The following is a 13,919-nucleotide window of genomic DNA, read 5'->3' as shown; positions in this document are numbered from 1 at the left end:
TGACGATGGTGTCGTGGTGCTCAGCCTCGACCGCCAGGACAGCAGCGTCAATGCGATGTCGCAGGACGTATTGCTGGAACTGGGCGACCTGGTCGAACGCCTGGCCCTGGATCCGCCCAAGGCGGTGGTGGTGCAGTCGATCAAGCCGGCCGGCTTCATTGCCGGCGCCGACCTCAAGGAGTTCCAGGAATTCGACCGGCGCGGAACGGTGAACGATGCCATCCGCCGCGGCCAGACCACGTACCAGAAGCTGTCCGAGCTGCCCTGCCCGACCGTGGCGGCCATCCACGGCCATTGCCTCGGCGGCGGAACCGAACTGGCGCTGGCCTGCCGCTACCGCGTGGCCTCCAACGACCCGTCCACCCGCATCGGCCTCCCCGAGACCCAGCTGGGCATCTTCCCGGGCTGGGGCGGCAGCGCGCGCCTGCCGCAGCTGGTCGGCGCTCCCGCCGCCATGGACATGATGCTGACCGGTCGCAACCTGTCAGCATCGGCCGCCCGCAACATCGGCCTGGTCGACAAGGTCGTCGCGCCGGCCGTGCTGCTCGACACCGCCGTCGCACTGGGCCTGTCGGGCACCACCCGCCCGTTCAAGCAGCGCCTCACCGCCTGGGCCACCAATACCTGGCTGGCGCGCAGGCTGCTGGCCCCGCAGATGGCCAAGCAGGTCGCACGCAAGGCCAAAAAGGACCACTACCCGGCGCCCTACGCCCTGATCAACACCTGGACCCGCACCGGCGGCAGCGGCATCCAGGCCCGCCTGGACGCCGAGCGCCGCGCGGTGGTCAAGCTGGCCGGCACCCCGACCGCACGCAACCTGATCCGCATCTTCTTCCTGACCGAACGGCTCAAGGCGCTGGGCGGCAAGGATCACGGCATCCGCCACGTGCACGTGGTCGGTGCCGGCGTGATGGGCGGCGACATTGCCGCGTGGTCGGCCTACAAGGGCTTCGAGGTCACCCTGCAGGACCGCGAGCAGCGCTTCATCGATCCGGCCATGGAGCGTGCGCAGGCCCTGTTCGCCAAGAAGGTGCGCGACGAAACCAAGCGCCCCGCCGTGGCCGCCCGCCTCAAGGCCGACCTGTCCGGTGACGGCGTCGCCGTGGCCGACCTGGTGATCGAAGCCATCATCGAAGACGCCGAAGCCAAGCGCGGCCTCTACCAGACGCTCGAGCCGAAGATGAAGGCCGATGCGCTGCTGACCACCAACACCTCCTCCATTCCACTGGTCGAATTGCGCGACCACATCCAGCGCCCGGCCCAGTTCGCCGGCCTGCACTACTTCAACCCCGTCGCGCAGATGCCGCTGGTCGAAATCATCCATCACGACGGCATGGCCCCCGAGACCGAGCGCCGCCTGGCCGCATTCTGCAAGGCGCTGGGCAAGTTCCCGGTTCCGGTCGCGGGCACCCCCGGCTTCCTGGTCAACCGCGTGTTGTTCCCCTACATGCTTGAAGCCGCCACCGCCTACGCCGAAGGCATTCCCGGCCCGGTCATCGACAAGGCCGCGGTGAAGTTCGGCATGCCCATGGGCCCGATCGAGCTGCTCGACACCGTCGGCCTGGACGTGGCCGCCGGCGTCGGCAAGGAACTGGCACCGTTCCTCGGCCTGCAGATTCCCGCCGCGCTGCAGACGGTCGAGCCGGGCAAGCGCGGCAAGAAGGACGGCCAGGGCATCTACACGTGGGACAACGGCCGCGCCCAGAAGCCGGACGTACCCGCCAACTACCAGGCCCCGGCCGACCTCGAAGACCGGCTGATCCTGCCGCTGCTCAACGAAGCCGTCGCGTGCCTGCACGAAGGCGTCGTGGCCGATGCCGACCTGCTCGACGCCGGCGTGATCTTCGGCACCGGCTTCGCCCCGTTCCGCGGCGGCCCGATGCAGCATATCCGCGCCACTGGCGCAGATGCCCTGGTCGAACGCCTGAAGGCGCTGCAGCAACGCTACGGCGACCGCTTCGCCCCGCGCCCTGGCTGGGACGCGGCGGCACTGCGCGAACCGGTGATGTGACGATTGATTGAGCGAAACAGAAACGCCACCGCACGGTGGCGTTTCTGTTTCCGGCGCCCTTTCCCAGCCCACATCGGGGAATGCCCTGACCTCGCCAAGAGAGGCCTTCCGATTCAGCACTCGTGATGCTCAGCGCAAGCTCTGAACGCAGCCCGCCGAAGGCGGCGCTGCATCCTTCAGAGTGGAGTTCATCATGAAAAACATGCTTGCGTGTGCGCTGTTGGCCAGCGCGTTCCTGGCGCCTGGCCAGTCCTCTGCCCAGACGCCCGGTATCGGCGAAGTAAAGACGTTTTACGGCGAAGTCTATGGACACGACCGCCCCATGCTCGGTGCCGTGGCGCGCGTGCGCGCCCTGGAGCGGGCAGCGTCGGAAGGCTTCGGCAACTGCGTGGAAACCTACTTCAGCATGACGCCGAGTGCCGGTGGCTGGTACGTCATCTCGGCCCAGGAATGCACCCGCCAGTGACCTGCGCCTGAGCCACGCGCGCCGAGCGCCCGCCGGGCACGTTCTGCGGGCGCTCGCTTCTCCTGCTGCAACAGCCTGTTGTTCGTTCGGAGCACCCCGGAGGCACTGGGGCGTGCCATGCTTTCGCCCTGTCCCCGCCAGCGAGAAAGCCCGCATGACGACCATCATCGCCCCGCGCGTCCATGACATCGGTGGACTGGAAGTGCGCCGCGCCGTGCCCAGCATCCAGGCCCGCAGCGTTGGCCCGTTCGTGTTCGTGGACCAGATGGGCCCGGCCGTCATGGGCGCCGGCGCCGGCATCGATGTCCGCCCGCATCCGCATATCGGCCTGGCCACCGTTACCTTCCTCTGGTCGGGCGCCATCGGGCATCGCGACACCCTCGGCTCCGACCAGGTCATCCGCCCCGGCGACGTCAACTGGATGACCGCCGGCCGCGGCATCGCCCACTCCGAACGCACGCCGCCGGTCGAACGCGAACATGACCACCCCATCCATGGCATGCAGACCTGGGTCGCGCTGCCGAAAAGCTTCGAAGAGGCCGACCCGGGTTTCTACCACCACGCTGCCGCCACCCTGCCCCAGCAGCGCCGCAACGGCGCCTGGCTGCGCGTCATCGCCGGCCGCGCCTATGGCGAGGAATCGCCGGTGAAGGTGTTCGCCGACACCCTCAACGTCGCTATCGACCTCGAGCCAGGCGCTGAACTCGACCTGGACACCGGCCACGTCGAACGCGCGCTCTACATCCTCGACGGCGATGCCCAGCTCGACGGCGTTGACCTGCCCCCCCAGCATCTGGTCATTCCCGAAGCCGGTGCCCGTGGCCGGTTGCGTGCCAAGACGCCGTTGAAGGCCATGCTGCTCGGTGGTGAACCGCTGGACGGACCGCGCCACCTCTGGTGGAACTTCGTGTCCAGCTCCAAGGAACGCATCGAGCAGGCCAGGCACGATTGGGAATCGGGACGTTTTGGCACCATCCCCGGCGATGACAAAGAGTTCATTCCGCTGCCGGAGCGCTGACCGCGCGCCAATACCCCCGCTCTCCGACGTGCTCCCCTGAGCCTTCGAGGAGATCGTCAATGAGCATGGGCAAGCGCGTGGCCGCCGAGTTTCTCGGCACCTTCTGGCTGGTCCTGGGCGGCTGCGGCAGCGCCGTACTGGCCGCAACATTCGGCGGCGATGGCAACCCGCTGGGCATCGGGTTCCTCGGCGTGGCGTTGGCCTTCGGCCTCACCGTACTGACCGGCGCCTACGCGTTCGGGCATGTCTCCGGCGCCCATTTCAACCCTGCCGTCAGCGTGGGCCTGTGGGCCGGCGGGCGCTTTCCCGCCCGCGACCTGCTGCCCTACATCGTCGCCCAGGTGCTCGGCGGGCTGTTCGCAGGCTTCATCCTCCTGCAGATCGCCTCGGGCGCACCCGGCTTCCAGATCGATCCCGGCCAGGCCGGTGCCTTCGCCAGCAACGGCTACGGCGCCCTTTCCCCCGGTGGCTACAGCGTCGCGGCAGCTTTCCTCTGCGAAGTGGTGCTGACCGCCATGTTCCTGGTGCTGATCATGGGTGCCACCCATGGCCGCGCCCCGGCCGGCTTCGCCCCCATCGCGATCGGCCTCGGCCTGACCCTCATCCACCTAATCAGCATCCCGGTCACCAATACCTCCGTGAACCCGGCCCGCTCCACCGCCGTGGCGGTGTTCGCCGGCAGCGGCGCGCTCGGCCAGCTCTGGTTGTTCTGGGTGGCACCCCTGCTGGGCGGGCTGATCGGGGGCATCGCCTACAAGTGGATCGGCGCCGAGCCGCGATGAGCGCAGGATGCTCCGTGGAAGCCCGCCGAAAGGCGGGCTCTCTAACTCGATTTAGAATCATTTGAAACAGTTATTTGTAGATCGGGTCACATTCCGTTAAGGTCGAAATCACCGACCCGTCACCTGACGGGCAGGGTCTCGGGAGCGCATGGGGATATGCGCAGTCTCGGCCAGGGTTGTCCATGGCCACCGAAGCACCCTGCCAGTGACCAGGTGCGGCCAATCCGTCCTAGGGGGAAACAATGAACAACCTGCGCGCCACCGTGTGCCTGAGCCTGTTGTTGTCCGCTGCGGCCGCATCGGCCCAGTCGCCAACCGAGTGTCCTTCGCTGCCCACCGGCAGCGACCTGCAATGGCAGCAACAGGTCACCAGCAGTTTCATCCTGTGCAAGGCGAGCACGACCGACGGCCGTGAAGTGATGAGCCTGATGCTCAGCTCGCGCGATCCGGAGATCCCGCTGTCCCGCCCGCTGCGCCAGGAAAAGGGCACCTTCGCCGGTGAGACGCTGTACTGGTACCAGCCCGATCTGGGCGGGCAGCAACCGCCGGGCTATGCGACCCGACGCGTCACCGTGGTGAAGTTCGACAAGAACCGCTACGCACAGATTTCGCTGTATGCCGGCGATGCCGGCGAACTGGGCTCGCTCCAGTCCATGGCGCAGGGAATGAATCTGAATCCTTCGGCAGTCGCCGCGGGCCGGTGACACGCACGGAGATGCGGAATTCCACGCATCTCCGCACCGGTAGTGCCGGCCACTGGCCGGCTCCCGGCGAAACCAGGCAATCCAAGGCGCCGGCCAACGGCCGGCGCCACCGCAGTTCAGAAGCGGCCTTCCTGGAAGTCCACGAAGGCCTGCATCAGCTCCTGCTTGGTGTTCATCACGAACGGACCGTGGCGCATGACCGGTTCGCGCAGCGGGCGGCCGGCCACCAGGATCAGGCGTGCACCGGCCGGGCCGGCACGCAGCTGCAGCTGCCCGCCACCGCCCAGCACCGCCATCTCCTGGCGGGACACCGGGCGCGCATCCTCGCCCTCCCCGATCGACAGCTCGCCTTCGAACACATAGGCGAACGCGTTGTGGCCTTCCGGCAGCACGTAGTCCCACCCGGCACCGGCATCGAGCTGGATATCCAGGTACAGCGGATCAGTGGCCGGCTGCACGATCGGGCCGCGCGTGTCGCCCACCTGCCCCGCAATCACCTTCACCTGGACGCCCGGCGCCGGCTGCGCCACGGGAATGCGCTCGGGCGCGAACTCCTGGTACTTCGGGTCGGTCATCTTGTCGCGCGCCGGCAGGTTCACCCACAGCTGGAAGCCGCGCATCTGCCCCGATTCCTGTTCGGGCATTTCCGAATGCACCAGGCCGCGGCCGGCCGTCATCCACTGCACGCTGCCCGGGGTCAGCAGGCCTTCGTTGCCATGGTTGTCCTTGTGCCGCATGCGGCCGTCGAGCATGTAGGTGACGGTCTCGAAGCCCCGGTGCGGGTGGCTGGGGAAGCCGGCGATGTAGTCCTCGGCGCGGTCCGTGCCGAATTCATCCAACAGCAGGAACGGGTCCAGGTCGGGCAGCGACGGGCCGCCGATCACCCGGGTCAGGCGCACGCCCGCCCCGTCGGACGTGGCCATGCCACGAATGGTGCGCTGTACGCGCGCGGGGGTTGGGCTGGTCATGTTGACTCCGACGAAAGGATTCCAGGTACAAGATGGGCGCAGCCCCTGGAGGCGCCAACCGTCATGCCCGCAACCGATTGTTCCAAGCGTGGTGTTTCGTTCCCGTGCATGCGGCGGCCGGAGGAGCCCGCCCTGCCGGATCTACTACCAAAGTACTAGCGGCAAGCCTCCGCACGCGCATTGACCCGGTCACTGCCAGGGCGGACCCTTACGGAGTTCTTCAGGGAGACGCAATCTCATGAAAGGTTTTTCCAAGCTGGGTTGGGCGGCACTCGCGCTGCTCGGCGCATTCTGTCTTGGCACCGTCGCATTGCGGCGGGGCGAACAGATCAACGCACTGTGGATCGTGGTCGCCGCAGTCTCCATCTACCTCGTCGCCTACCGCTTCTACAGCCTGTTCATCGCCGACAAGGTGATGCAGCTGGACCCGACCCGGGCCACCCCGGCGGTGCTCAACAACGACGGTCTGGACTACGTTCCAACCAACAAGCACGTGCTGTTCGGCCACCACTTCGCCGCCATTGCCGGCGCCGGTCCGCTGGTGGGACCGGTGCTTGCCGCGCAGATGGGCTACCTGCCCGGGTTGCTCTGGCTGGTGGTCGGCGTGGTGCTGGCGGGCGCGGTGCAGGACTTCATGGTGCTGTTCATCTCGAGCCGCCGCAACGGGCGTTCGCTGGGTGACCTGGTGCGCGAGGAAATGGGCCAGGTGCCCGGCACCATCGCGCTGTTCGGCGCATTCCTGATCATGATCATCATCCTGGCGGTGCTGGCGATGGTGGTGGTGAAGGCGCTGGCCGAGAGCCCCTGGGGCATGTTCACGGTGATCGCAACCATGCCGATCGCGATCCTGATGGGCGTGTACATGCGCTACATCCGGCCCGGCAAGATCGGTGAGATCTCGGTGGTGGGTCTGATCCTGCTGCTGCTGGCGATCTGGTACGGCGGCAAGGTCGCGGCAGACCCGGTGTGGGGCCCGGCCTTCACGTTCACGGGGATCCAGATCACCTGGATGCTCATCGGGTATGGCTTCGTGGCGTCGGTGCTGCCGGTGTGGCTGCTGCTGGCCCCGCGCGATTACCTGTCCACGTTCCTCAAGATCGGCACGATCATCGCGCTGGCGGTGGGTATCCTGATCGTGATGCCGGAGCTGAAGATGCCGGCGTTGACCCAGTTCGCGGCCAGCGGAGATGGTCCGGTCTGGAAGGGCGGGATGTTCCCGTTCCTGTTCATCACCATCGCGTGCGGTGCGGTATCGGGCTTCCATGCGCTGATCGCGTCGGGTACGACGCCGAAGCTGTTGGCCAATGAGCGCCACATGCGCTACATCGGCTACGGCGGCATGCTGATGGAATCGTTCGTGGCGGTGATGGCACTGGTTGCCGCGTCGATCATCGATCCGGGCATCTATTTCGCCATGAACAGCCCGGCGGCGGTGATTGGTGCCGATGCGGTATCGGCGGCCCACTACATCACGACGACGTGGGGCTTCACGATCACGCCGGAACAACTGGAAGCAACGGCGGCCGCGATTGGTGAGCCGACCATCCTGCACCGTGCCGGTGGCGCGCCGACGCTGGCGGTGGGTATCGCGCAGATCCTGCACCAGGCCATTCCGAGTGGCAGCAACGCGATGATGGCGTTCTGGTACCACTTCGCGATCCTGTTCGAGGCACTGTTCATCCTGACGGCGGTGGATGCGGGTACGCGTGCGGGTCGCTTCATGCTGCAGGACCTGCTGGGCAACTTCATTCCGGCGTTGAAGAAGACCGAATCGTGGACGGCGAACATCATCGCGACGGCAGGCTGCGTGGCGCTGTGGGGCTACCTGCTGTACACGGGCGTGGTGGATCCGTTCGGCGGCATCCAGACGTTGTGGCCGCTGTTCGGCATCTCAAACCAGATGCTGGCGGGTATCGCGCTGATGCTGGGCACGGTGGTGCTCTTCAAGATGAAGCGTGACCGCTACGCGTGGGTGACGGCGGTGCCGGCGGTATGGCTGCTGATCTGCACGACGTATGCGGGTCTGATCAAGATCTTCGACAGCAATCCGGCCCAGGGTTTCCTGGCGCAGGCGCACAAGTTCCAGGACGCCATTGCCAGCGGGACGATCACGGCCCCGGCCAAGACGGTGGGGCAGATGCAGCAGATCGTGGTGAACGCGTACGTGAACACGGGGCTGACGGTGCTGTTCCTGTTCGTGGTGTTCTCGATCCTGGCCTATGCGATCAAGACGATCGTGGTGGCACGCCGCACGCCGCAGCGTACGGACCGTGAGACCGAATACGTGGCGCTGCAGCCGCACCAGATGGCGGACCTGTAATGAGTACCGGTCTGGTTCCCGTCGGGCAGTACCAGGCACACCGCCGCATATGGCGGCGCCTGGTGCAGACGGCACGGTTGTGCTGCGGGATTCCCGATTACGACAACTACGTGCGGCACGTGCTGGAGAAGCATCCGGACCGCACGCCGATGGACTACAAGACGTTCTTCCGCGAACGCCAGGAAGCACGCTACGGCGGCCGCAACGGGGGGCGCTGCTGCTGATGCCGACACGGTGGCTCTATTGATGTGGTAGGTCTCGACCGTTGGTCGAGACGGCTTTGAAAGCGAAAAGGCGGCGCATCTGCGCCGCCTTTTCCTTTAGCTCTGCGTCCCATCGCGCTTGGCGGGACGGAAACGCGGTAGCGCTTGCCGTTGGCCGGACCTCGCTGATCGGGCCTTTACCCTCCGGCCATCCATTTGAGGATCAACCCGGTCACATACGCCAATCCGGTACCCGTGGCGTACCCCACCGTGCCCAGCAGCACACCCACCGGCGCAAGACTCGGATGAAACGCCGCTGCCACCACCGGCGCCGACGCTGCTGCGCCGATGTTTCCCATCGAGCCGATGCCGAAGAAGAACAACGGGGCGCGGACGAGCTTGGCCACGATCCACAGCACGAGGATGTGGGTGAGCATCCAGATCACACCGAGCAGGAACAGCCACGGGCGGTCGAGCAGTGAGAGCAGGTTCATCTGCATGCCGATGCAGGCGATGAGGAAGTACAGGAACACGGTACCCAGGCGTGAGGCGCCGGCGGATTCGAGCGTGCGGGCGCGGGTGAAGCTGAGGCCCAGGCCGAGCGCGGTGGAGAGCAGCACCACCCAGACGAAGGCGCTGTCGAGGCTGAACTGGCTCGCCCAGCTGACGTGGGCCTTGAACCAGGCACTGAGGGGCGCGGCGATGGCATGGGCCAGCCCCACCCCGCCAAGGGCGACGCCGACGATGACCATGAGGTCGGTGAGCGTCGGAATGCGGGCGTTCTGCGCCTCGTAGGCGGTGATGCGCGCTTTCATTTCGTCGATGGCGCGGGTGTCGGCACCGTTGCGTGTGTCTATCTGCTGGGCGCGATTGGCCAGGAACAGCAGGATCGCCATCCACAGGCTGGCGCAGGCGACGTCGACGACGGCGAACTGGCCGAAGGTCGTGGCATCGGTGCCGAATACTTCGCGCATGGCCACCATGTTGGCGCCGCCACCAATCCAGCTGCCGGCCAGTGCCGCCATGCCGGCCCAGGTGTCGCCGGCCACGGTTTCAGGGTGGATCCACGCCATCAGCTGGAACGAGACAACCGCGCCGAGCATGATGCCGAACGTGCCGGCGCAGAACACCAGCAGGAGCTTCGGGCCGAGCTTGAGCACGCCCTTGAGGTCGATGGAGAGGGTAAGCAGCACCAGTGCGGCCGGCAGCAGCACGTCACGCGCGATGGGGTTGTACAGCGAGGTGTTGTGGCCGTCGATGAGGCCGGTGGTGTTGTAGATGGCCGGAATGAAGTAGCAGAGCAGCAGTGCGGGCACCCACGCGAATATCTTCCTGAGCAGCGGTGTGGGCCCGCTGGCCGCCCAGAAGATCAGGGCCAGGGTGGCGGCGATGAGGCCAAGGCCAACGATGTCGTTGGTGATGAGGGCAGTACTGGGTTCGGTCGGCATGACGCCATCCTCTGTCGATCGAAGGGGCAAAAAAAAAGCGCCGCATAAGGCGGCGCTCGTTTGAGCTTAACACTCTCATCACGCATGACCACCCCGCACTGCAACGCACCGAAGCGGTGGCGACAGCCGATTACGTCACGCGATGCGCGTCTCCGGGTTCGGGCAGTGACGCGCCCAGGTCCAGGATCACGCGGGTGCCGCGGGGTTCGCTCGGCTCGATGGTCAGTGCCCAGCCGAGGTGTTCGCACAGGCGTGCGATGAGTTCCAGACCGATCCCGCTCTGCTCGTTGCGGTCGCCGCGTGCCATGCGCGCATAGACGGCGGCGATCTCCTCCGGGCTCATGCCTTCGCCGGGATCCTGCAGGGTCACCACCGCGCGATCGGACACGCTGACGGTGATGGTGCCGCGGCCGCTGTTCTCGATTGCATTGCGCAGCAGGTTGCCGATGGCGGCCTGCACCACGCCCAGCGGCGCGATGATGTCCACGCTGGCCAGGCCTTGAACCGAGATCTGCAGGTCCTTGTCGCCCATCAGGTGGCGATGGTCTTCGATGATGTCGGGCAGCAGCTGGTCCAGCGCGATGCGCTCCTTCAGCGCAGCCAGCCGCGCCGGTTCGCGGGCAAGCACGAGCAGCAGCTGGATCAGCTGCTCCACGCCTTGCGCGGTGCGATGCACGCGCTGCATCTGCTGGCGGGCGCGGTCGGGCAACGCCGGCTGCTCCAGGGCGAGTTCGGCGGCACCGGTGATCACCGCGATGGGCGTCCTCAATTCATGGCTGGCGGTGCTGATGAAGACGCGCTCGCGCTCGACGAACTGCTCGTTGCGGGCGAGGTAATCGTTGAGCGCGGCGGCAATCACGTACAGCTCGGAACTGCCGCGCGGGTCCACTTCGACGCGCTGCCCGGGCACGCCCGGCCTGAGGCCGTCGATGTGGCGCGCCAGCGAGCGCAGCGGGCTGACCAGCCGGCTGACGCCGAACGAGGCCATGATCACCGTGACCAGGATCATCACCACGCCGGCCAGCATCACCCAGCGCGTGGCGAACTCCTCCAGCTCATGGAAGTCGTTGATATCCAGCACCAGCGCCAGCCGCCCTTGGTTGCCGGTGTCGCGCACCATCACCGCGCTGGCACGGTCGTTGATCAGGACGCCATCGTGCAGGCCTGGATGCAGGGTGCGCAGGATGGCGGGAACCCCGGGGCTGTCATCGATGGTGAACAGCCGCAGCGTGTCCGAATCCTGCCAGCGGTAATGCGGCTCGTGCTCGATGTGATTGACGATGCTGTCCAGCTCGGAGTTCAACAGCGCGCGCCAGGCGGAGTGTTCGGCATGCTCGTGCACATAGTTGCCGACGCTGAACACCGCCAGCGAGATCAGCGCCAGGTAGCCCAGCAGCCACCACAGCAGGCGGCGATGCAGGGGCGCGGGCTTACGCAGTTTCATGGCTGCCTTCTGCGCTGGTCGGGCCAAGCCGGTAGCCCACGCGTGGCAGGGTGTGGATCAACTTGCGCTGGAACGGGCCATCCACGCTGCGGCGCAGCTCGTAGACGTGCGAACGCAGCAGGTCGCCATCGGGCGGTTCGTCGCCCCACAACGCGAACTCCAGCTGCTGGCGGGTCACCGCGCCGGGGCTGGCACGCATCAGCACTTCCAACAGCTTGCGGCAGGCCGGGTACAGGTGCAGCACCTGGCCGTCGCGCTGGGCCTCCAGCGTGGCCAGGTCGAGCCTGAGGTCGGCCACCTGCAGCACCTTGCGCGGGTTGCGGCCATTGGCGCGGACCAGCAGGGCCTCCAGGCGCACTTCCAGTTCGGGCAGCGCGAAGGGCTTGGTCAGGTAGTCGTCGGCGCCGGCGCGGAAGCCGGCGATCTTGTCCGGCAACTCGTCGCGCGCGGTGAGCATGATCACCGGCACCTCGGAACCGTGTTCGGCACGCAGCCGGCGCAGCACCTCCGGTCCCTCCATGCGCGGCAGCATCCAGTCCAGGATCAGCGCATCGTAAGCATGGGTCACGGCCAGGTGCAGCCCGGTCACGCCATCGGGCGCCACGTCCAGCACATGGCCGCGCGATTCGAAGTACTCGAACAGGTTCGCCACGAGTTGGCGATTGTCTTCAATGACCAGCAGCCGCATCGGCGGGCTCTCGAGCGCAGAGGCGACCATGGTAGCGGGTGCCATGTCGGAATCCGGTCGCAATTGGCCCATTTCGACGCTTTTCCAACAGGCGGTAGTACAGAGTCGCGGTTTTGGCTGCGGACCCTTCACGTGCACCGTACCCTGCTGCGCCTCTGGTGGCCCCTGTTGACCTGCCTCGCGGTGCTGCTGGCGCTGTTGGCCGGACTTGGCCTGCGTGCCCCCTCTCCGCCGGACGAACCGCGCTTTGTGCTTGCCGCGCGCACCATGGTTGACACCGGGCAATGGCTGCTTCCGCATCGCGGCAGCGAGCTGTACGCAGAGAAGCCACCGGTGTTCATGTGGATGCAGGCGGCCAGCTACCAACTGGTACGCAACTGGAACCTGGCCTTCCTGCTGCCATCGTTGCTCGCCGCGCTGGCCACGCTGTGGCTGAGCTGGGATCTGGCCCGGCGCCTGTGGAACCGGCGCATCGCGTGGTGGGCAGTGTGGGCGCTGGCCAGCTGCCTGCAGTTCGGTCTGATGGCAAAGCGCGCCCAGATCGACATGGTACTGGTGGCGTTGACCACCCTGTCGCTCTGGGGCCTGCTGCGCCACCTGCTGGAGCGCCCGAACACGCGCGCACTGTGGATCGCCGGCTTCGCGGCAGGGCTGGGCACGGTCACCAAGGGCGTGGGCTTCCTGCCCTTGCTGGTGCTGCTGCCTTGGGCACTGTGGCGCTGGCAACTGCGCGACGTGCCAGGCACGCACCCGCCCCGTACGCGGGCCCTGCTGTGGCTGCTGCCCGCCTTCCTGCTTGGCACAGCCGTGTGGCTGGGGCCGTTGGGTATCGCCCTGCTGCAGGCGCCTTCGCCGGAACTGCAGGGCTACGCCCGCGAGCTGCTGTTCAAGCAGACCGGCACACGGTATGCCAACGCCTGGCACCACGTGCAACCCGCCTGGTATTACCTGCAGGTCATCATCACCCTGTGGCTGCCCGGTAGTTTGCTGCTGCCTGCGCTGCTGCCGGCCTGGTGGCGCCGGCTGAAGCGCCTGGACGGCCGCTGGTGGCTGCTGCTGGGCTGGTCCCTGCTGGTGCTGGTGTTCTTCAGCGCCAGCCCGGGCAAGCGCGAGGTCTACATCTTCCCGATGCTGCCGGCATTGTGCGTGGCCGCCGCGCCGCTGCTGCCCGGGCTGTTGCGTCGCCCGGGCCCGCGCTGGTTGCTGCTGGCCTACGTGGCCGTGCTGGCGGTCGCTGCACTGGCGATCGGCGGCCAGTTGCTGACGGGCAGCGCCTGGGCACACACGCAGTTGGCCCGGCGCGAGATGCCCGACAGTCTGCTGCCGGTGCTGGGCTGCTGGCTGCTGGGCTTCGGCGTGCTGCTGCTTGCCCTGGTGGCCTGGCTGCGCGTGCGCCGCGCCGGGCTGCTGGTGCTGCTGGCCTCGTTGCTGCTCTGGAACCTGTACGGCCTGGGCCTCATGCCCGCGCTGGACCCGTACAGCTCGGCGTCCGCGCTGATGCAGCGGGTCGGCCAGCGCATTGGACCGGAGGCGGAACTGGGCATGCTGGCCTGGCGTGAGCAGAACCTGCTGCAGGCCGACCGCCGCGTGACCGAATTCGGCTTCAAGCGGCCGTGGGACGAGCAGTGGCAGGCCGCCGGCCCGTGGTTGGCGCAATCGCCCGAGCACCGCTGGCTGCTGGTGATGGAGCAGGCCGTCAGCCCCTGCATCGACCGCCAGCAGGGCATCGACATCGGTAGCAGCAACCGCAACACGTGGCTGCTGGTGCCGGGCACCGCGTGGCGCCCCGACTGCAGCGCACACCTGCCCGCAGGCGCCAGCGAGGACGACCAAGACTGAACGAATGTCGTGTGTGACCCGCATTTAA

12 protein-coding genes are annotated in these 13,919 nt (G+C 67.1%); 8 read left to right on the top strand and 4 right to left on the bottom strand.

Features of this window, described 5'->3' with window-relative positions:
* From RT456_RS04430 to RT456_RS04410, 5 genes are all read left to right on the top strand, one after another.
* A partial coding sequence (locus tag RT456_RS04430) for a 3-hydroxyacyl-CoA dehydrogenase NAD-binding domain-containing protein (RefSeq protein ID WP_313343030.1) occupies positions 1 to 2,011 on the top strand: 2,011 nt, incomplete at its 5' end.
* 193 nt (positions 2,012 to 2,204) lie between these two features.
* Positions 2,205 to 2,477 (top strand): hypothetical protein, encoded by a 273-nt coding sequence (locus RT456_RS04425; protein WP_313343027.1) that lies wholly within the window; start codon positions 2,205 to 2,207, stop codon positions 2,475 to 2,477.
* 154 nt (positions 2,478 to 2,631) lie between these two features.
* Complete coding sequence (locus RT456_RS04420) at positions 2,632 to 3,495, top strand: pirin family protein (protein ID WP_313343024.1); 864 nt, start codon at positions 2,632 to 2,634, stop codon at positions 3,493 to 3,495.
* A 59-nt stretch (positions 3,496 to 3,554) separates the two neighbouring features.
* Positions 3,555 to 4,277, top strand: a complete 723-nt coding sequence (gene aqpZ / locus RT456_RS04415; RefSeq protein WP_313343021.1) for an aquaporin Z — start codon at positions 3,555 to 3,557, stop codon at positions 4,275 to 4,277.
* A 242-nt stretch (positions 4,278 to 4,519) separates the two neighbouring features.
* Positions 4,520 to 4,981 carry a hypothetical protein gene (locus RT456_RS04410; RefSeq protein WP_313343018.1) on the top strand — a complete coding sequence of 154 codons (462 nt, stop codon included), beginning with the start codon at positions 4,520 to 4,522 and terminating at the stop codon, positions 4,979 to 4,981.
* A gap of 116 nt (positions 4,982 to 5,097) precedes the next feature.
* On the opposite strand, the gene RT456_RS04405 is transcribed toward RT456_RS04410, so the two are convergent.
* Positions 5,098 to 5,949: a pirin family protein gene (locus RT456_RS04405; protein WP_313343016.1), complete on the bottom strand. Its 852-nt coding sequence runs from the start codon at positions 5,947 to 5,949 to the stop codon at positions 5,098 to 5,100.
* A gap of 238 nt (positions 5,950 to 6,187) precedes the next feature.
* Here RT456_RS04405 and RT456_RS04400 point away from each other — a divergent pair, with 238 nt between their 5' ends.
* Together RT456_RS04400 and RT456_RS04395 are read left to right on the top strand one after the other, a co-directional pair.
* On the top strand, positions 6,188 to 8,269 hold the full coding sequence (locus tag RT456_RS04400) for a carbon starvation CstA family protein (protein WP_313343013.1): 2,082 nt from the start codon (positions 6,188 to 6,190) through the stop codon (positions 8,267 to 8,269).
* Positions 8,269 to 8,493, top strand: a complete 225-nt coding sequence (locus RT456_RS04395; protein ID WP_068853636.1) for a CstA-like transporter-associated (seleno)protein — start codon at positions 8,269 to 8,271, stop codon at positions 8,491 to 8,493. Before RT456_RS04400 ends, RT456_RS04395 begins: the two co-directional genes overlap by 1 nt.
* 176 nt (positions 8,494 to 8,669) lie before the next feature.
* Here RT456_RS04395 and RT456_RS04390 read toward each other — a convergent pair whose 3' ends face one another.
* The 3 genes from RT456_RS04390 to RT456_RS04380 form a co-directional block, all read right to left on the bottom strand.
* Positions 8,670 to 9,920, bottom strand: a complete 1,251-nt coding sequence (locus tag RT456_RS04390; RefSeq protein ID WP_313343010.1) for a DUF819 family protein — start codon at positions 9,918 to 9,920, stop codon at positions 8,670 to 8,672.
* Positions 9,921 to 10,050: 130 nt separating this feature from the next.
* Positions 10,051 to 11,364: a HAMP domain-containing sensor histidine kinase gene (locus RT456_RS04385; protein WP_313343007.1), complete on the bottom strand. Its 1,314-nt coding sequence runs from the start codon at positions 11,362 to 11,364 to the stop codon at positions 10,051 to 10,053.
* A complete protein-coding gene (locus RT456_RS04380) occupies positions 11,351 to 12,052 on the bottom strand; it encodes a response regulator transcription factor (protein WP_313343333.1) in 702 nt (233 codons plus the stop codon). The genes RT456_RS04385 and RT456_RS04380 overlap by 14 nt, the downstream gene beginning before the upstream one ends.
* A 132-nt stretch (positions 12,053 to 12,184) precedes the next feature.
* On the opposite strand from RT456_RS04380, the gene RT456_RS04375 reads away from it, so the two are divergent.
* Entirely contained in the window at positions 12,185 to 13,891 is a 1,707-nt protein-coding gene (locus tag RT456_RS04375; protein ID WP_313343005.1) for a glycosyltransferase family 39 protein, read from the top strand.
* Positions 13,892 to 13,919 lie beyond the last annotated feature (28 nt).

Source organism: Stenotrophomonas sp. (assembly GCF_032099025.1).
GTDB lineage: Bacteria > Pseudomonadota > Gammaproteobacteria > Xanthomonadales > Xanthomonadaceae > Stenotrophomonas.
The sequence above is the reverse complement of the archived record's forward strand: the minus strand, read 5'-3'. Positions and strand labels throughout refer to the sequence as shown.